Source organism: Desulfitobacterium nosdiversum (assembly GCF_049860565.1).
GTDB classification, from domain to species: Bacteria; Bacillota; Desulfitobacteriia; order Desulfitobacteriales; family Desulfitobacteriaceae; genus Desulfitobacterium_A; species Desulfitobacterium_A nosdiversum.
Genome location: NZ_CP172056.1, coordinates 2,660,230 through 2,678,165, shown reverse-complemented (window position 1 = coordinate 2,678,165; position 17,936 = coordinate 2,660,230). Strand labels below are relative to the sequence as shown.

Genomic DNA, 17,936 nt, shown 5'->3' with positions numbered 1-17,936 from the left:
TTAACCCAGAGACCCCTCCGTATAACCCAAATGCCACTTTCCTTCACGTGACCGTGCACTATACCAGACGTGATAGTACGGAAGGCCTTCAATATTCTCAAAGGTAAATGCACTTCGATAAATCATATCATTGTCCCAGCCAAGAGGATTCTGACTGGGGACTAGGATGAAATCATCGAAGGGGGCAAGGATATTTATTAAATCGTACATGGAGGCCTGAGCATACCACAATCTCATCTTTTGTTTTGGTGACCCACAAATAAAAAACTCAAGCCGCTGATTTAAATAATTGGGCTTGACGGATAAATGCCATGGGAAATTTTCTTCCATGGTTTTATTTTTAAAGTCTAAGCTGCATTCAGTGCGGTTACCCCAAGCTAATCCGTCGTTAGAAGAATAAAAAAAGATTTGACGACCGTTACACGTCCACATGAACCATTCCGATTCACCCTTGCGCCATACTGACGGCGACATAATCAAGGTTTTCTCCAAAAACGGCTCGGACAATCCAAATATTTTAGGACCAATAAGTCGATTTTCATGGATTCGGATGCTCCAGATGCGTTCGAAGGCATTCACTTTCGTTTCTCGCCAATAAAGGACTAAGCACTGATGAAGCGGATCAAAAACAAGATCCGGATCAGAATTATAATTGGCAGGATCAGAACAGCGCGTACCCGGTTTTACATCTAAGGGATTTGGAATCCCAAAGGGAAAAGACCAGTTTAGCCCATCCTGGCTGACTAAGAGGCTAGGGTTTTCATAAACATCATCTCCATTAGGATAAGGGGTAATCGCCATCCAGAACCGATATCCGCCCCAGGAAGACAGACCATATTCTAGCCAAAAGTCAATAATGCTTGGATGAACAACCTGACCGCTTCCATCATACGTTGGGGTACATAAATAGGCAGGCACATTTAGGAGCATATTTTCATCATCCTTGGTCTATCGCTTTCTATATTGACCTTTTGTTCTAGAATATTGAACCTGCGGACCCCGAGTTACTCCAAAGGCTTTTTGTATTAAATATATTAACATGGATAAGATCATGCCGTAATGCCGGCAATACATTTTTTATTTTCTTTTATATTAAATCGTACATAAAAAGCGGTTCCACCTTCTCCTGATTCAAAATCAATCTTAGCGTTATGATGTTTGGCAATATTGTAGCAGACGGTTAATCCTAAGCCTGTGCCTTGATCTTTTGTCGTAACAAACGGACTCCCCAATTGATCATAGACTTCTTTGCTTATTCCTGTGCCCTGATCGCGTACTTCCAAAACGACGGAATTATCTTTCATATATGTTTTAATAGACAAACTTCCCCCTGGCTGCATAGCCTCCAGCCCATTGCGCGAAAGATTTAAAATGAGCTGCCGAATATCCTTCGGATCGATCATCAATTCTACAATACGGCCCAAATTTAAGGTGATTTCTTTCTCCTGCCTCATCGCATCTGCCTGCATCAATGGGTATAAAGTTTTTATAATAGTATTAAGGTATTCCTTTTTATATGATTTTTCATTCACTCGGGCTAAAGCCAAGTACTCAGAAATAATTGTATTCGCACGATCTAATTCATCAACCATAAGTGAAAAGTATTCCTTATACGATTCCAAATCATTCTTTTCCTGAAGCAACTGTAAAAAACCCTTTACTGAGGTCATAGGATTTCTAATCTCATGAGCAATACTTGCTGCCATCTTCCCGACTAAATTTATTTGATCGAATCGAGCCAATTCACAGGAATTATCATAGTCTTGCTGACTTTGGATAAAGGTAAACTGGTGATTATTAACAATATCAATGACTTCATGAATTCCACATTGATCAAGCTTATATGTACACAAGGCAATCAGTTTAAGCTGTCCGATCATGTCATTCACTTTAGATTCATAATCCATAAACGTCTTAAAATACCTTTTCTTAAGCCAACTTGTATTTCCAGTAATCCTGATGCCGTCATAACCTTTTTCCAATGCCTTTTGCACCTTGTTGACCCAGGATGATAAAACTTCATCTCCATTAAAATTTCCATATTTCAAATACCAATCCGTATGAGAAAGTATATCCATTTGACCTCTTGATTGGTACATATCAAAATCAGGAAGATACTCTCTAAGGGCTTGCTCAGCTTGTTCCGGTGAAATGGGCTCAGAAGTAACCCACAGACAATATTCGTTATTTTCTAACCCTGTTTTAAAATAAGGCAATAAAACATTCTTTAAATCTTCCTTAGTTTGGTAAAATGCACAAATATGGGTACCCCAAGTTATATCTTTTAAGAATTCTATTCCTGTTGGACGAAATTTCTCTTGCATAAACTTTGCCCCCAAATCAAGCCCATCCATCATGATTTTATTTAACATAATTTCTATTCTCAACAGAAGATTCCTCTTTACGAATAAAACCTTTTATAATAATACAAATATATACAAATATCCCCGTATATACACAAAATCCTCCCTTTCGATTGTCATAATCAAATGGGAGGACTCTAATAAAATTAAGTTAAAATGCTTAATCGCATATGATTTTCACAAAACATGAACGAGTACGCGGACCATCAAATTCACAAAAATATATACCCTGCCAACGTCCCAGCAGCAAATTTCCGTTATGAATAATAACCGTCTGGGATACCCCTACTGTGCTCGCTTTTAAGTGGGATGCAGAATTTCCCTCAATGTGCCGATCTTTCGCTTCTACATACGGGTATGCTTCATCAAGTCTCCGCAGAATATCCATTTGAACGTCTGGATCTGCATTTTCATTGATCGTAACCCCGGCTGTTGTATGCGGGGAATATACTATGCAAAATCCTTCCTGCACATTTTCTTGACGTAATATTGTTTCAAGTTGCGCAGTTATATCAATCATTTCATCCCGACTCTTCGTCTTTAACAAGATCTCCCGAATGACGTTTTTACTCATTGTTTCTCCCAATCATTCTCTAGTAACCATCTATATCAATTAACTTATGTACTGATAAATTTAATATACGGAATGATATTTTTGCGCCATATACTGCTCTTCTAACATATCTCCAATTAACTGACGCCATTTTTTAAAGTGCTCCGTTTCCCGATGCTTCAACTGATCATCCGGAGTTTTATAAATTTCCACAAACATCAACAGGGTTGAATCGTCCTGCCGCTGCAAGACATCAAAACGAATAACCCCAGCTTCCTCTCGGCTATTTTTAGCATTTTCCATCGAAGCCTTTATAAAATCTTCGATATGCTCCGGCTTAACGTGAAAATAGACATGAACAATATGCATGGTGATCCCTCCTGTCAAGAATTAACTCTACATTTAAAACTTAACACTTAATATATAAAAAAGATAGGCTTCATCTTCCTCTTCGGAATCAGCCTATCCATGACTGACACTATTCACTTTAAACTCTATTGTCAATCACCCCTTTTCTCAACCCCGCATCTGCTCTTCTCTGCGCTTAATTCCTGCTTATCTAAATCGCCTTCTTGAAAGATTTTGATTCCCAAATCCGACTTCATGACGGTATTCTTTATAAATCGCTCTTCCAAATCCAACGCTTTTGCATCAGCAGGTAATTAACGCCTTGGATCTCTGTCTTTGGGGTTAACCTCGGATTTTGGTATATCTCTATCTGAGGTCATCTTTATTATACAATGCATGCACTTTTTTGTACATAGTCTTTAAACCAGAATTTTTAAAAAATTTTACTTGTATCCGGCCACTGAATTTCTCCCGTTTCCAACCGATACTTTCCACCATACAATTTATGACTTTCACCGAGCGCATGCTTAATTACAGGGCTTTGACTTATACTTTGCAACGAATTGAGTACATTGAGTTCTGCCGTTTTTTCAATAACCGTCTCTTTGTCTCCTTCTGTATTCTTAATTTCTTTTAGGGCAGGCATTATTTTTTCAGTAATAGCCGAGATGCTTCCAAGGGCTTTTCCGCCCTCTACGGCTGCAGTAATAGCACCACATTTTTCATGACCAAGGACTAAGACTAAGGGAACTTTAAGATGCTCTACTGCATATTCAACACTCCCCAGCTCAACGGGCGTTATCACATTCCCCGCTACACGAACAACAAATAAATCACCTAAGGCTTGATCAAATATCTCTTCAGGCGGAACTCGCGAATCTGAACAACTTACAATCACCGCAAAAGGATGCTGCCCCTTGCTTAATTCACTCCGCCGATTGGAACTCAAATCCTTCGCAAGAATATTGCCGCTCATAAAACGTTGATTCCCAGCAATGAGCAGTTCTTTGGCTTGATCAGGAGATGAGATAATTTCCGGCCGAGAATATACATCTTTAGAACTGCAGCCACTTAATAATAAAGTACCTATTAGCAATAGACCAAGCAAAGACATGAATTTCTTCACGGAATCCCTCCAAAGTTTTAGCATAAGGCTATTGCCAATTAATTAACTCTAAGATATATATTCTCCTCATCGTTCTATTTTCAATCAGCTAAATACGAATAGATGGGGCTGTCGCAAAACCTATGGTCTTGTAGTTTCGCGCATATCCGTTTACTCTGACGCTCCGGGACTGGTTCACTTCGCCTTCGTAGCAGCTCCGCCAAACCTCTGGGCAATACCTGATGTAAACCCCTGGCTGCGCTGCGCTACGAAAGCTTTGTTCACCTGCACGTCCCTCCGCGAATCGTTCACTTCTATGCGCGAAACTACGCTTTCGGGTCTTTTGCAATAGTCCATAATTATTGTGCTCACGAAGAAGGGGCTGTTTTGCAACAGCCCCAATTCAGGTTTATTCCATTGATTCACTTATTTCGAAGTTGCTTTTTCCCAATACTTGCTGGTAATTGTATCTTCTGAAATAACAGCTGGCTTAGTGAGCAATCCATATTTAAGAGCTAGATCTCCAGTTTGTTTAATAGCGGCAGTATCGATATAACCGATTTTAGCAGGATCAAAGCCTTTGGGAACTACGAGTTTTGCGACTTCTTTAGCCATATAAACCTGATGTTCAAGGGACACGCTTTGGTCTGCATCAAAAACGATTTTTCCTGCTGCTTCCGGATTAGCGGCAGCCTCTTGCCAACCTTTAATTGATGCTCTTAAGAAACGAACAAGCAGATCGGGATTTTTAGCAGCCCAACTTGAATTTACGAACAAGCAGTCTTCCAACATGGCAACCCCAGCATCATTCATATTGACCACATGAAGGTCACTATCTTTCAACCCTGATTCAAGCAAAAGACCATATTCATTATAGGTCATTGCAGAAGCTGCATCGATTTCACCCTTCAGGAGCTGATTCATCGTATAATCCTGTTGAACTAACTTTAAGTCAGAGTCTTTTTTCAGTTTATTCGCTTCAAGCAGTGCGTAGATTTCATATTCGTTGCCGCCAAACCAGGAACCGACTTTCTTTCCTTTGAGATCGGCAGGAGTGTTAATTCCTGAAGAGGCTTTGGAAACAAGCAGCATAGCACTCTTTTGGAAGATCTGTCCAACTTCGGTTAATCCCCACCCTTGGGATTGATACTTCATCAAACTGGATACCCATGTTACTCCAATGTTAGCTACGCCGTTATAGACTTGTTGTTCAGGAATAATATCACTTCCACCAGGAAGAATCTCAAGGTCGATGCCTTCATCTTTGTAGTACCCTTTGGATTTCGCGACATAGTAACCCATAAATTGCGATTGCGGTAACCATTTAAGCTGAAGTGTTACCTTGTCCAGTTTACCGGATGATTTTGTGTCTGTACTTACACTCTGGGTTGCCGGCGCGCTGCCACAACCTGTGACAATCAGCAAGACCGTAATAATTACCGCCACGAGACTCGTCAATGTCCTTTTCTTCATACCCTTCACTCCTAATTAAATTAAATTATTTTTGTGAAGCGTGCCATTTTATGGCATCGCGTTCTACCATGAGAATAATTAAATAGAGAATTACACCCGCTACAGAAGCAACTACAATATAGGACCACCCCATCGCCATTTCAGCCTTGCGAAGATTATCTTTGATTCCAAAGCCTAGGCCCGAAGTAGATGCAGCAAAGTATTCACTGATAATGGCCGCGATAATTGAGGAGGCAATGTTAATTTTAAATGCCGTAAATATATGCGGCAGGCTATTGGGCAAACGCAATTTTCTAAAAATCGTCCATTTGCTGGCGGCAACGGATTGCATCAAATCAATGGAAAACGGTTTTAAATTATTCAATCCGCTGTAGGCATTGATGGCCATAGCTGCCATACAGACGATCGTCACAACCCCGATTTTTTGCTGCATTCCCGTTGAAAACCATAGGTTCATAATGGGAGAAAGAGCAACAATGGGGACTGCATTAAATGCGCTGATCACAATCATGCCGCCGTAGCCCCATTTGGGGAAAAAGGTCGCAATGACCGCAATCATAAATCCCAGAAACGAACCGATAATCATGCCGATCAAAGCACCCGAAATCGTCACGCCGCAGTCTTGCAAGGCTTTCGGCAGATGAGCCGCCAATGTAGACGCGATCACTGTCGGCACTGGCAATTGAAAAGGCTTTAAATCCAGCAATTGATGAATCAACCCAAACTGCCAGACAAGAAGGAAGGCAATTCCGAAGGCTATGGGCCATACGAAATTTACAATTTTGTTTTTCATGCCTGCACACCTTCCTTTCGTGGACTGGCATTTTGCCAGGGCAAAAAGAATCTCTCAGCAAAGACGACAAGGTAGAAACTCATAATTCCCATAAAAGCGCTGGTCACGACCGAAGCCCAAAAGAGATTCGTTGAGTTGGAATAAAGCGAGTAGAGAATTTTTACCCCAATACCGCTTTTGGATCCCAGCATATCGACCAGAATGGAGGCTGTAACCGCCATCGGGGCAGCTATTTTTAAGCCGATAAATAAATACGACATCGAAAACGGGAACATCAATTTTTGATATACTTTGAACTTATTCGCCGCGATCAAATAGAGCAAATCCTTCTTCTCCTGCTCTACACTTTTTAGACCGCTCAGCATATTGACGGAAACCGGAAAAAAGGTAATATAAGCTGCGATCACGATTCTCGATACATTCATGTCCCGAACTATATTAAAGATAATGGGGGCAAGTCCTAAGACCGGGATCATCTGGGATACGATTAAATAAGGAAAAGCAATTCGTTCTGCCGTTTTCGACAGGCTCATGATTACAGCCAGAAGGATTCCGACGCTTGCGCCAAGAACGAACCCTATGGCTGCCCGCGAGAACGTTACCGCACCGGCCTGCATCAATACTTCCCAATTCTTGATCAATGTCATCACGATAACATGGGGGTAAGGCAGCTTCGCCGAAGCCATTCCATCATGGACAACATATTTTAAAAGAAAGGATAAAAGCTCCCAGGTTGCAATGATCCCGATGATCCAAACCAAAGCGACAATCCTTTTCTCCTTTTTGTCCATATTTACACCCCCTCGAAGCTTCGTCTTATCTTCGCGACATACTCATAGAACTCGGGGGTTTCTCGGAGTGAATTTTCACGAGGACGGGGCAAATCAATATCGACAACGGCAGAAAGTCTGCCCGGATGAGGGGATAGAACGACGACGCGGTCCGATAGGAAAACGGACTCCGGAATATTATGGGTAACAAAAATAACCGTTTTCTTCGTTTTGCTCCAAATGCTGAGTAAATCTTCGTTCAACTTTTCACGGGTGAATTCATCTAAGGCTGAAAACGGCTCATCCATCAACAGGAACTCCGGATTGAGGGCCAGTGCCCTTGCAATCCCCACTCTTTGCTGCATACCGCCGCTTAACTCAAAGGGATATTTGTATCCGAAATCCTGTAATCCAACCAGCTCCAACATCTGATTGATCCGTGCTGTTCTCTCTTTTTTGGGGATTCCCATGATTTCCATCGGCATACAGATGTTTCTGCGCACCGTTCGCCAATCGTATAGAACAGGGCTTTGGAACACGATGCCGTATTTTTTCTGCATTCTTATGTCCCTTGGGGATTGACCGCGTATAGATACACTGCCGGAAGTGGGCTGAAGCAAATCGGCAATGATTCTCAGCAGGGTCGTTTTGCCGCACCCTGAAGGTCCAAGCAAAGAGATGAATTCCCCTTCCTGAATGTCTAGGCTTACATCATTCAAAGCGACAACGTCCTCGCCGTTATTCACGGGATAGGTCATGCTTACATTTTTAATTTGAATTTCCGCTGTGTTCATTTAAAGGCCTCCCTAAAAAAGGCGCAGTGAGTAAAAATCTTATCTCCTAAAAAAGAAGTTAAAATTTTATCCACTGCGCCTTTGCAGTCAAAATAATTCTTCCGATGATTAAGTCTCGATTCGTTTACCTACAGCTATTGCTCCAACCGGACATACAAGCGAACAAAGTTGACAGCCCACACACTTTTGAGGGTTCAGTTTTGGTTTTCCCGTGGTTTGATCCATTTCTAAAGCCTGATGTCCGCCGTCATAGCATGATAGATAGCATCGGCCGCACCCTAGACATTGACTCCGGTTAAACTTCGGATAGGAAATGGAATGACGGTTTAATTGATCTGCCGGTACAAGCTTCGGCAAGGCCATACCCACCAATCCCAGAACCGAGGAAAAGCCCTTTGCTCCTAAATAAGAGGAAAGTCCATCGATTAAGTCCTCAATAATTCGATAACCGTACTGCATTACAGATGTTGTAACTTGAAGATTGGAACAGCCCAAGGCTAAAAATTCTGCGGCATCCCGCCAAGTCTCAATACCGCCCATGCCGCTTATGGGTACATCCTTCAAAAGAGGATGCTTCTTCATATCATGGATGAAACGCAAGGCAATGGGTTTTACCGTTTTACCGGAATATCCTCCTACCGTCGATTTGCCGTCTACCCGAGGCTCGGAAATAAAATCCTCCAGATCGATATTCATAATGCTTTTGATCGTATTGATGGCTGCGATACCCGTAGCCCCCGTCTTCATGGCCGCTAGGGCGGGAATTTCCATGTTCCCGATATTGGGAGTCATTTTTGCCAGAACCGGCAGATGTGTCCCCTTTCGCGTCGCTGCCGTGTACCTTTCGACCCATTCAGGATTCTGTCCGACATCGGAGCCTAACCCTTCCCCCGTCATATGCGGGCAGGAAAAATTGCATTCGATAATATCGGCGCCGGCCTCAGTCACCCGTCGAGCCAGGTAAGTCCATTCTTCCTCATTTTGACCTAAGATCGAAGCGATGATGACTTTCGTCGGATACTCGTCTTTGAGCCGTTTTAGAAAGTCTAAATTTTCTTCCAGGGTATGGTCTGATATTTGTTCGATATTTTTAAAGCCAATAAACGAATTTCCTTCCTTGCGCAGTGTTGAAAACCGGGGGGACACTTCTTCCGGAACAAAGGTTCCTATCGTTTTAAACGCTGCTCCGGCCCATCCCATGTCAAACGCTTTGGCAACCATCTCGTAATTGCTTGCAACCACTGAGGAGGATAAAAAGAATGGATTCTCACAGGGAATACCGCAAAAGGTAATTCCTAAATCTACCTTCCTGAGCCTACTATCTTTTTTATTTAAACTTCCCGCATAGTTCATGAGCTGTGGAATTCTTACCGGACGATCCATTTTTCCTTTCAAACACGCTTTGCTGCAACTCTTTTCCTGACACCCCTTGCATAATTCAGCGTCTCCGATCAACTCTGCTACGCCGTTCAAATTGTCAAAACGTAGGGAGCGAATGACTTTGGCTGGATCCACTCCATGGGGACATCGTGTTGTACAGGGGGCGTTATAACAAAGCAAGCAGCCATCGGATTCGCTTTTAGCGGAAAATTCATTGAATGCTCGTACCAATAACGCCATCTCCTTTACCATACTTCTAAATCTCAAACACTTCTAATTCTCAAACCCGTTTATTTTCTGCCAACCCGCTTGACAAATTGTCCCCAGCCGGGTTTGCCGACAAATTCTCCGTCCTTATAGACCAGTTTTCCTCGCGAAAACGTCATTACCGGATAACCATGGAGTTTCTTGCCCTCCCAGATGGTATGATCATAATCGGAATGCATGGTATCCACGGAAACCGTAAAATCCTTTTCCGAATCATAAATTACGATATCTGCATCCTTACCAACTGTAATGGAACCCTTTTGCGTACAGCCAAAGATCTTTGCAGGATTGGCTGAACAGAGCTCAACGACTTTATTAAAGGTAATTTTGCCTTCATTGGCCGCCGCCAACATATAAGGATACATATTTTCAATACCTGCGCAGCCATTGGGGATCTTGGTAAAATCATCCTTGCCCCAGTCCTTTTCATAGCTTTGGAAGGGACAGTGATCCGTGGCAATCGTGTCAATTCCGCCGGTCTTAATCGCTTTCCATAGGGCATCCTGGCTTTCTTGGCCTTTCATCGGCGGTGAACAGACAAAGTTCCGCCCATCCTCCCGCTTATAAACCTCGCTGGTAAATTCAAGATACTGCGGACAGGTCTCCACAAACACCTCATAGCCATCCCGTTTGGCATCAATGGCTGCTTCCAACCCTTCCTTGTCCGCCATGTGAACAATATAGAGGGGGGCATCAAGACTTTTAGCCCAATGGATGGCTCTCTTGTCAGCTTCGGCTTCGACAAACTCGGGACGGCTCAGATAATGATACCAAGCTGAAGTTTTCCCCTCTTTTTGAAATTGTTCAATATTCAAATCGATAAGGTCCGGATTTTCGGCATGGATGTTAATCATCGCCCCGATTTCCTTGGCCCGCAACAGCAATTTGGCAAAGGTACCGTCATCAACCATCATGCCTTCCTTTTTATAAACGAAGAAGCACTTAAAGCTGCTTATGCCTTCCTCCACTGCCTTTTCCATTTCCTCTAAGATAGCTCCGCCGTTCAAATCGGTAATACAGCAATGTAAGGCATAATCGATGCACGCCTCTTTTTCGCAGACCGCCTTTTTCTCGTTGACCAATTCGAGAATGGACATTCCCTTTCTCTGCACAGGATAATCAAAAACAGTGGTCACTCCGCCGCAGGCCGCAGCCCGTGTTCCAGACATATAGCTGTCTGCCGATATTGTCCCGCCAAAAGGCATGGCTAAATGAGTATGAGCATCAATCGCTCCCGGCAAAACCAGCTTGCCCTGCGCATCGACCACGGTGGCTCCATCTTCCGGAAAGTCTTTGCCAATCGCAGCGATTATTCCGTCCTTCACAGCGATATCAGCTTGATAAGTCTCCGTTGAAGTGATAATTGTCCCGTTTTTAATCAATAAATCCATTGTATTCCCCTCCTTCGCTCACAGCCTTATTTACCATTCAACCTTTTCAAAGGCTTCCGGACCTTGTGCCGTCGCATTCAAGTAAATTGCAGCATTGCCCTCTAAGGCGGTTTTCATAAAATCGGTTCGGCATTTATCATAGGGGGTATGCGCATATTGCTCCTGCATCGGGGAATAGCCAAGGGTCGGTTTTCTGTCAATGCCGCACGTCTTGCTGGCATCTGTCCCAAAATCCCAATAGCCGTATTTAACGGTCTGTCCTACCGATTCCAAGGCTGCTGCAGCAGCTTTCACAAACCCGTGCTCTTTGCTGATCTTCCAGGGGCTCATATCCTTTGAGGTTTCATAGGTTAAGCCCGTGTATGACGTTTCTAATGCTCCTTTAACAACAACATCTGCCTTAAATTCAGGATCCTTGCCGGCGAGATCATCAATAATCTCCTGAATTTGAGCAATTGCAGTTGCAGCTGTTTCACCAGGAAGGGTGCGGCGGTCTAAAGAAAGCATGCATCGGTCCGGTACAATCGAAAGTGCGCCTGGGGAACATTCAATGATATTCAAGGATAAGGAGGCTTGTCCTAATTCCGGGTCTGTAGGGAGAGACGGATAAAGTTCATCTTTAATGCGAGTGATTAAAGGGATGGCCTTGTAAATTGCATTGATCCCTAACCAGGGGGCGCTGCCATGCGAGGTTCTTCCATAGACGGTGATCAGCATTTCGACCCGGCCTCGGTGACCGCAATAAAGCTTTAAGGAAGTCGCTTCGGAGGTAACCATAGCATCATACGACAAACCTTTTCTCGGTAAGGTTTTGTCGACTAAATGAAGCATGCCGACCATTTCAGCAGGTTCTTCCTGAACAACGCCGGTAAACATGAAGGTTCCTTTAAGCGGAAACCCTTTTTCACGGAGCTTGACGAGAAGTCCGCCCGTATAGATCTGGACGGCCTCACCGCATTTAACGTCCGATGCGCCGCGGCCATGAATGCATTCCGCTTCATCCGGCTGCTTGTCCTGCGTATCCACCTTGCAAACATCGATCTGACCGCCATAGGGATCATAACCCTGCCAGTTGGCAGCATCCCCCGGGCTTACGTGATCCATATGGGAGTTATACATGATAGTTGGTCCCGGTTCCGTCCCTTTTACCAACCCGACAACATTGCCATGGGCATCGCGGAACACTTCATCATAGCCCAGCTTCTGCATTTCAGCTAAATCCAAATCAGCCAGTGCTTTTTCTGTTCCGCTGATACTGGGCGTCTGAACCAGCTTCTGGGCAAAAACCACCATATCCGGATACAGTTCCTGCGTAATTTCCTTTATCGCCGCAACTTTCTTGTCATCCAATTCACTCATTTCTATTTCACACCTTTCTATTAAAAAAATAATTTTATTCTAAGACGAAGTCATTTTGCTTTAGCTCTGTCAGCTCGCGGAAAATCGATACATTTCCGGCCAAGGCCTTGATCATGTAGTCTATCCGTACTTTATCCACGGGTCGGTGGCAATAAAATTCCTGCATCGGCGAATAACCGACCGCGGGTTTTTTCTCCCTTCCGCAGATAACGGAAAGGTCTGTTCCAAAATCCCAATAGCCATACTTTACCGGCTGTCCGATTGCAGCCAATCCTGCGGCCGCTACTTTGGTAAAGGGATGGTCAGGACTGATCTTCCAGGCTTCCTTTACATTGGGAACTGCTACGGTTAAGCCGGTATAGGTCGTCCGGGGTACCGTGGCAATCTCAACGGCTGCTCGAAAATCAGGATCTTCAGCTGCTATGTCATCAATGATTTTTTGTATTTCCGCGACACAGCCCTCGAAGGTCTCTCCCGGAACAAATCTTCGATCATAGGTAATTTGACATCGGTCCGGAACGATACACATTGAACCCGGTGTACAGTTAATAATCGTGAGAGCAATACTGGAATTGCCAAGATTCTCATCTGATCCATGATTGGCAGCCATAAACGCTTCAACCCGGTCGATAAATTGAGTGGCTTTATTGACCGCATTAATGCCCAGCCAAGGAGCGCTGCCATGTGAGGTAACACCGGACACCGTCACTTTTAATTCAACTCTCCCCCGGTGTCCCAAATACAGCTTCAAAGCGGTTGCCTCGCAGGATACAACGCCGTCATAGGTAATTCCCTCTTCCGGTAAGGTATCCTCAATCAGCTTAATCATTCCCAGCTGTTCAGCGGGTTCTTCGAGAACGACTCCTGTAAAAATATAGCGGCCTTTAATGGGATAGCCCATTTTCCTCAGTTCCAGCAGCATTTTCCCGGAGTAGATCTGACAGGCACCGCCGCCCTTGACATCGGCAGCCGCACGCCCATGAATTACTTCAACGGATTCATATCCATCCCGGTCCTGGTTTTCCATTTCATTCACGTCGATTTCAGCCCCATAGGGATCATAGCCTCCCCATTCGCTGTAATCTCCGGTATCCACATGGTCCATATGGGCATTGTACATAATGGCAGGCCCCGGTTCTGTTCCCTCGATAATCCCGATCACATTGCCCCATTTATCACGGAAGTATCGGTCAAAACCCAGCTTTTCCATTTCCGCCAGATAGAGGTCGGCAACACCTTTCTCATCGCCGGAAAGTGCCGGTACGCGAATGAGTCTTTGACAGAAATCCACAACACCCGGTTTAAATTCTTCAGCTAATTTGTTGATGACGTCATTAATGTTCTCCATAAAATTCACCCCCTAGTTTCTCAGACCTTGAACATTTTATATTTAAACATTGGTTTTACATTAAAAACGATAAAATAAAGATTTCCTTTAAATCATCCTCTGATGGCTTAACAATACAGTTCGCTATATTTTTGGTCTGAATGGCCATTTTGCTGAACTGCTGGATTTCGTCCGTGCTTATATCTTCTTTTTCGCCAAGGAGCTTATCGGTTATTTCGCGGAACTCATTGACACTGGAAAGACTCAGCGCTTTTAAAATTCTGCCTGCTAAATCCGGCTGTTCCCTTTCAACGATCCGCAGATACTCTCCCAGGAGAAGTCCATTGCCTCGGCCATGATCAATATCCTTAAAGTATGTGAGCGAATAGCCCATCGCATGGACTGCTGTCGTACCTGTTTGGGCTATGACCATTCCCGCCATAAACGAGGCCTGCTGCAATTGTTCCCTTACCTCGAGCTCCAAGCCGGTCTTGGATTTAGAATTTAAAACGCTCAGCAGATCGGGCACGCATTCCATAATCAGCTGAATGCTTTCAACAGCCAAGGCATTCGAAACAGAGGATGCTTTTACGGACAACATGCCCTCCACGGCATGGGATAACGCGTCAAGTGCTGTATTAATCGTCGTGCTGATCGATAAGTATTCCATGTATTTCGCATCCAGAAAAGCAAGGGCTGGAAACAATAAATCAGAGGCAATGCTTGTTTTGGTCTGCTTTTCGTCATTCGTCAGAATGGAATACTGTGTTACTTCTGACCCTGTTCCGGCTGTCGTAGGAACAAAGGCTATGGGCAGCACCTTGTTTTCATAATTTCCTGAGAATAGGTTTGCTGCATCAATATCCTGAGCTGCTAAAAGAGCAATGGCTTTGCCTGCATCCATCGGCGAGCCTCCGCCGATCGCGATGATGAAATCCACATCATTTTCCTTGGCCACTTTAGCCCCTTCATAAACACAGGCAATGGTCGGATTGCTCATGACTTTATCAAAGACCAAATAACTGATACCGACAGAATCCAAAGCGGCCTTAACATCATGTTCTGAACCGTTTTTTTTAGCCGAGGAAGCACCGGTAACAATCAAGGCCTTCTTGCCTAATGTTTTAAAGGCCTCGCAATTCTTGGCGATACATTCATACCCCATGAAGACGCGGGTGGGCATATAAAATTTCTTTGTCATGATGACCTCCTATTTTGTCTTGACCATCTCATCGACATCACTCAAAACTTCATCCATGATCGCCATCGCATTTTCTAATTCCTCCTCAGTAATAATCAGAGGGGGTGCGACGATGATGCTGTTTTCATGGGAATAGGTGTAAAAGCCTTTGGCAACGAGCTTGCCGATAATCTTTTTCATGGTTTGCTCAGGATCAATCCCATATTCAACAAGCGGAGCTTTCGTTTCTTTATTCTTGACCAGCTCAATGGCGGAGAATAAGCCAATATAACGGACATCACCCACACAAGCGTGTTTTTCTTTGATATCCTCCAAGAGCTTCCCTAACAATACGCCGCGTTCCTTGGCCTGCTTGATCAATCCTGCTTCCTTATAGTATTCCAGGGTGGCAATTCCTGCTGCACAACCCAGCGGGTGAGCGGAATAGGTCAGTCCGCAGTAGAGAAAATTGTTATCAAAGTGTTGGGCGATCTCTTTGCTGACAATGACTCCGCCGATTGGTGCATAGCCGCAGGTTATTCCTTTGGCAAACGTGATGATGTCCGGTTTTACATCAAAATTATTGACGGCGAACCATTCTCCGGTGCGTCCCCAGCCTGTCATGACCTCATCGCAGACCATCATGATGCCGAACTCGTCACAAATCTCTCGAACTCCCTTCATATAACCTTTAGGAGGAATGATGACGCCATTGCTTCCCGTAATGCTTTCCAGGAAAATGGCTGCGACTTGATCCCGTCCTTCATAAATAATCTGTTCTCTCAGCTGTGACAGATAATAGCTTGTTGCGGCTTCCTCGCTTGCAAAGGGCAGCGGGGCACGATAGACATAGGGATCAAAGAATTTAATAAAGCCTGAAATACCGGGCTCACTGGTATATCTTCTGGGTTCCCCTGTTAAATTGGCCGCACCATAGGTCGCCCCATGATAGGAACGGTATCTTGAAAAAATTTTGTAGCGACCGGTTACCATTTTGGCAATCTTGATCGCGTTTTCATTCGCATCTGCACCGCCGAGCGTAAAAAATACCTTCTGCATATTATCCGGTGCTAACTCGATGACCATCTTTGCCAACTGTGATCTTACATCAATGGCAAAAGAGGGTGATGAATAGGCGAGTCGTTCGGCCTGGTCTTGGATCGCTTTGATGACCTTTTTATTACCATAGCCGATATTCAAATTCACCAATTGGGAGGACATATCATAATAGCGTTTGCCTTCACCATCCCAGAAGTATATCCCTTGGCCACCCAACATGACCTTTGGCTTTAATCCTCCCTGAGAGCTCCACGAATGCAGATTGTATTGTCTGGATGTCTCAGAAATTTCCTGTGCTGTCGTTAATTCAATTTCCACGTTTTCATCACCTCATTAAAAAATAAAATGAGGCCTGTTCTTTCAAACAGGCCCCATTGCCTTGATTTATCGTCGACTTCGATATACAAATCATATCATTTTTAATATCCGATTCAACGAATTCCAGCACAAATCCTATTGTGCTCAAGCACATTCATCCATGTCTTACAGCAACTCCTTGACCTTAAACGCCAAAAGCAGCCTTAAGCCATTTTGGTAATCCAGATCACAGTTCAGGATTTCCTTGATCTTATTGATCTTATAGTTAATCGTATTGCGGTGCACAAAGGTTTCTTTGGCTACCTCTTGAACGCTCTTATTATTATCCAAGTAGGATTTTAAGGTAAAAACATAATCCGTCTGATTCTTATGATCATAATCCTCCAACTCGCCTAAGGTATCCACATAGTACCTTTTGAGAACCTTCGCATCCTCAACACCGGTCAGCAGCATAAATAAGCCGCTGTTTTGAAAGGACAGTTTTGGCATATCCTGTCTATTCGCAATATTTAAAAGAGATACAGCCCTTTTGTAATTTTGGGTGAGGGATTGAATCCCCGCATCATTGACACTGATTCCGGCTCTTATCCGGTTATTCGGGTAGTAGTAACCACAGATTTCCTTTAATCGTTCCAAAGCATTTTCCACAACGCTCTGCGGAAAGTTCTGCAAGACCACGATCAAATTCTGCTCATGCCGGAAGATATTGAAGCGATCACTATAATTAAACAGGATTTTCGTCAGATTCAGCCGCACATCTTTATCATAATCCGCCAGTTTTTCATCATTCGGAACCTGCAGCGATAACGCAACGACACAGAATTCAGCCTCCAAATCGAATTCCTTTCGTTCCAAAACCGGACGATATTCCGAGATTTTTTCCGGGCAAAAAATGGCATTGCGAAAAGCACCGGCAATCGTTATTTCACTTTCCTCCGACTTGATAATTTTGCGGCAAAAGTCATTGGTAATATCCACAATACGGGTCTTCCAGGGGATTGTAAACAGAGGGAATTGAACCTGACGGCAAAATTCAATTAAATCTTGGGGCAAGGACTTAATGTACGGCCCTAAATTAAGAACCAGCCCACTGGCCTGATGCTCGATCAGCCCCTTGGCGAATTCAAGAAGCCACTCTGAATTTTCATGTCCGATCCCAGTGGTAAAAATCAACTCCTGCCCATGAAGAAAATCTGCGGTTTCCGAGTCCTCAAGCATATGAACCCAGTGGACTAAATTGTTCATATTGCTCTCTCCGCAGATTTGATTCATGCTATAGTTTTCTTTCGCATATTTACAAAGCTTCTTTAAAGTGATAGCCAAGATTCTCCCCTCCTTAATAAATTAATACAAAAAGAGAGCTCCTCATAAACAGGGCTCTCTTTTACACTTTGACGCTCCAAGTCACATAACTTGGTGCCCGTCATATTCATTTTTAATTCATCGTCTCGCTCTC

Annotated in this window: 17 protein-coding genes; all 17 read right to left on the bottom strand. The window is 43.9% G+C overall.

The window, feature by feature from the left end:
* Positions 1 to 930, bottom strand: a complete 930-nt coding sequence (locus ACHOLT_RS12940) for a hypothetical protein (RefSeq protein ID WP_425801294.1) — start codon at positions 928 to 930, stop codon at positions 1 to 3.
* A gap of 119 nt (positions 931 to 1,049) precedes the next feature.
* Entirely contained in the window at positions 1,050 to 2,387 is a 1,338-nt protein-coding gene (locus ACHOLT_RS12935; RefSeq protein ID WP_425801292.1) for an MEDS domain-containing protein, read from the bottom strand.
* Between the two features lie 136 nt (positions 2,388 to 2,523).
* Positions 2,524 to 2,937 (bottom strand): secondary thiamine-phosphate synthase enzyme YjbQ, encoded by a 414-nt coding sequence (locus ACHOLT_RS12930; RefSeq protein ID WP_425801290.1) that lies wholly within the window; start codon positions 2,935 to 2,937, stop codon positions 2,524 to 2,526.
* A gap of 60 nt (positions 2,938 to 2,997) precedes the next feature.
* Complete coding sequence (locus tag ACHOLT_RS12925; protein WP_425801288.1) at positions 2,998 to 3,285, bottom strand: putative quinol monooxygenase; 288 nt, start codon at positions 3,283 to 3,285, stop codon at positions 2,998 to 3,000.
* 412 nt (positions 3,286 to 3,697) lie between these two features.
* On the bottom strand, positions 3,698 to 4,390 hold the full coding sequence (locus tag ACHOLT_RS12920) for a carbonic anhydrase (protein ID WP_425801286.1): 693 nt from the start codon (positions 4,388 to 4,390) through the stop codon (positions 3,698 to 3,700).
* Positions 4,391 to 4,564: 174 nt separating this feature from the next.
* The gene (locus ACHOLT_RS12915) at positions 4,565 to 4,741 is read right to left on the bottom strand and encodes a hypothetical protein (RefSeq protein WP_425801284.1); all 177 of its coding nucleotides are present in this window, start codon (positions 4,739 to 4,741) and stop codon (positions 4,565 to 4,567) included.
* Positions 4,742 to 4,795: 54 nt separating this feature from the next.
* The gene (locus ACHOLT_RS12910) at positions 4,796 to 5,842 is read right to left on the bottom strand and encodes an ABC transporter substrate-binding protein (protein ID WP_425801281.1); all 1,047 of its coding nucleotides are present in this window, start codon (positions 5,840 to 5,842) and stop codon (positions 4,796 to 4,798) included.
* 25 nt (positions 5,843 to 5,867) lie between these two features.
* Entirely contained in the window at positions 5,868 to 6,635 is a 768-nt protein-coding gene (locus ACHOLT_RS12905) for an ABC transporter permease (protein WP_425801279.1), read from the bottom strand.
* Entirely contained in the window at positions 6,632 to 7,426 is a 795-nt protein-coding gene (locus ACHOLT_RS12900; protein ID WP_425801276.1) for an ABC transporter permease, read from the bottom strand. The genes ACHOLT_RS12905 and ACHOLT_RS12900 overlap by 4 nt, the downstream gene beginning before the upstream one ends.
* A gap of 2 nt (positions 7,427 to 7,428) precedes the next feature.
* Positions 7,429 to 8,199: an ABC transporter ATP-binding protein gene (locus tag ACHOLT_RS12895; protein WP_425801273.1), complete on the bottom strand. Its 771-nt coding sequence runs from the start codon at positions 8,197 to 8,199 to the stop codon at positions 7,429 to 7,431.
* A 108-nt stretch (positions 8,200 to 8,307) separates the two neighbouring features.
* Complete coding sequence (gene preA, locus ACHOLT_RS12890; RefSeq protein ID WP_425801270.1) at positions 8,308 to 9,810, bottom strand: NAD-dependent dihydropyrimidine dehydrogenase subunit PreA; 1,503 nt, start codon at positions 9,808 to 9,810, stop codon at positions 8,308 to 8,310.
* Between the two features lie 59 nt (positions 9,811 to 9,869).
* A complete protein-coding gene (hydA, locus tag ACHOLT_RS12885) occupies positions 9,870 to 11,237 on the bottom strand; it encodes a dihydropyrimidinase (protein WP_425801267.1) in 1,368 nt (455 codons plus the stop codon).
* A 30-nt stretch (positions 11,238 to 11,267) separates the two neighbouring features.
* Positions 11,268 to 12,596: a M20/M25/M40 family metallo-hydrolase gene (locus ACHOLT_RS12880; RefSeq protein WP_425801265.1), complete on the bottom strand. Its 1,329-nt coding sequence runs from the start codon at positions 12,594 to 12,596 to the stop codon at positions 11,268 to 11,270.
* 34 nt (positions 12,597 to 12,630) lie between these two features.
* Positions 12,631 to 13,944 carry a M20/M25/M40 family metallo-hydrolase gene (locus tag ACHOLT_RS12875; RefSeq protein WP_425801262.1) on the bottom strand — a complete coding sequence of 438 codons (1,314 nt, stop codon included), beginning with the start codon at positions 13,942 to 13,944 and terminating at the stop codon, positions 12,631 to 12,633.
* 55 nt (positions 13,945 to 13,999) lie between these two features.
* Entirely contained in the window at positions 14,000 to 15,124 is a 1,125-nt protein-coding gene (locus tag ACHOLT_RS12870) for an iron-containing alcohol dehydrogenase family protein (RefSeq protein ID WP_425801260.1), read from the bottom strand.
* A gap of 9 nt (positions 15,125 to 15,133) precedes the next feature.
* The gene (locus ACHOLT_RS12865; RefSeq protein WP_425801257.1) at positions 15,134 to 16,480 is read right to left on the bottom strand and encodes an aminotransferase class III-fold pyridoxal phosphate-dependent enzyme; all 1,347 of its coding nucleotides are present in this window, start codon (positions 16,478 to 16,480) and stop codon (positions 15,134 to 15,136) included.
* Positions 16,481 to 16,645: 165 nt separating this feature from the next.
* The gene (locus ACHOLT_RS12860; RefSeq protein WP_425801255.1) at positions 16,646 to 17,803 is read right to left on the bottom strand and encodes a PucR family transcriptional regulator; all 1,158 of its coding nucleotides are present in this window, start codon (positions 17,801 to 17,803) and stop codon (positions 16,646 to 16,648) included.
* Positions 17,804 to 17,936: the final 133 nt, after the last annotated feature.

What these genes read in the sequence shown, in the direction of transcription:
- ACHOLT_RS12895 (WP_425801273.1), bottom strand. Translation starts at nt 8,199, where the DNA reads ATGAACACAGCGGAAATTCAAATTAAAAATGTAAGCATGACCTATCCC.
- ACHOLT_RS12930 (WP_425801290.1), bottom strand. Translation starts at nt 2,937, where the DNA reads ATGAGTAAAAACGTCATTCGGGAGATCTTGTTAAAGACGAAGAGTCGG.
- ACHOLT_RS12925 (WP_425801288.1), bottom strand. Translation starts at nt 3,285, where the DNA reads ATGCATATTGTTCATGTCTATTTTCACGTTAAGCCGGAGCATATCGAA.
- hydA (WP_425801267.1), bottom strand. Translation starts at nt 11,237, where the DNA reads ATGGATTTATTGATTAAAAACGGGACAATTATCACTTCAACGGAGACT.
- ACHOLT_RS12905 (WP_425801279.1), bottom strand. Translation starts at nt 6,635, where the DNA reads ATGAAAAACAAAATTGTAAATTTCGTATGGCCCATAGCCTTCGGAATT.
- ACHOLT_RS12880 (WP_425801265.1), bottom strand. Translation starts at nt 12,596, where the DNA reads ATGAGTGAATTGGATGACAAGAAAGTTGCGGCGATAAAGGAAATTACG.
- ACHOLT_RS12910 (WP_425801281.1), bottom strand. Translation starts at nt 5,842, where the DNA reads ATGAAGAAAAGGACATTGACGAGTCTCGTGGCGGTAATTATTACGGTC.
- ACHOLT_RS12870 (WP_425801260.1), bottom strand. Translation starts at nt 15,124, where the DNA reads ATGACAAAGAAATTTTATATGCCCACCCGCGTCTTCATGGGGTATGAA.
- ACHOLT_RS12900 (WP_425801276.1), bottom strand. Translation starts at nt 7,426, where the DNA reads ATGGACAAAAAGGAGAAAAGGATTGTCGCTTTGGTTTGGATCATCGGG.
- ACHOLT_RS12940 (WP_425801294.1), bottom strand. Translation starts at nt 930, where the DNA reads ATGCTCCTAAATGTGCCTGCCTATTTATGTACCCCAACGTATGATGGA.
- ACHOLT_RS12875 (WP_425801262.1), bottom strand. Translation starts at nt 13,944, where the DNA reads ATGGAGAACATTAATGACGTCATCAACAAATTAGCTGAAGAATTTAAA.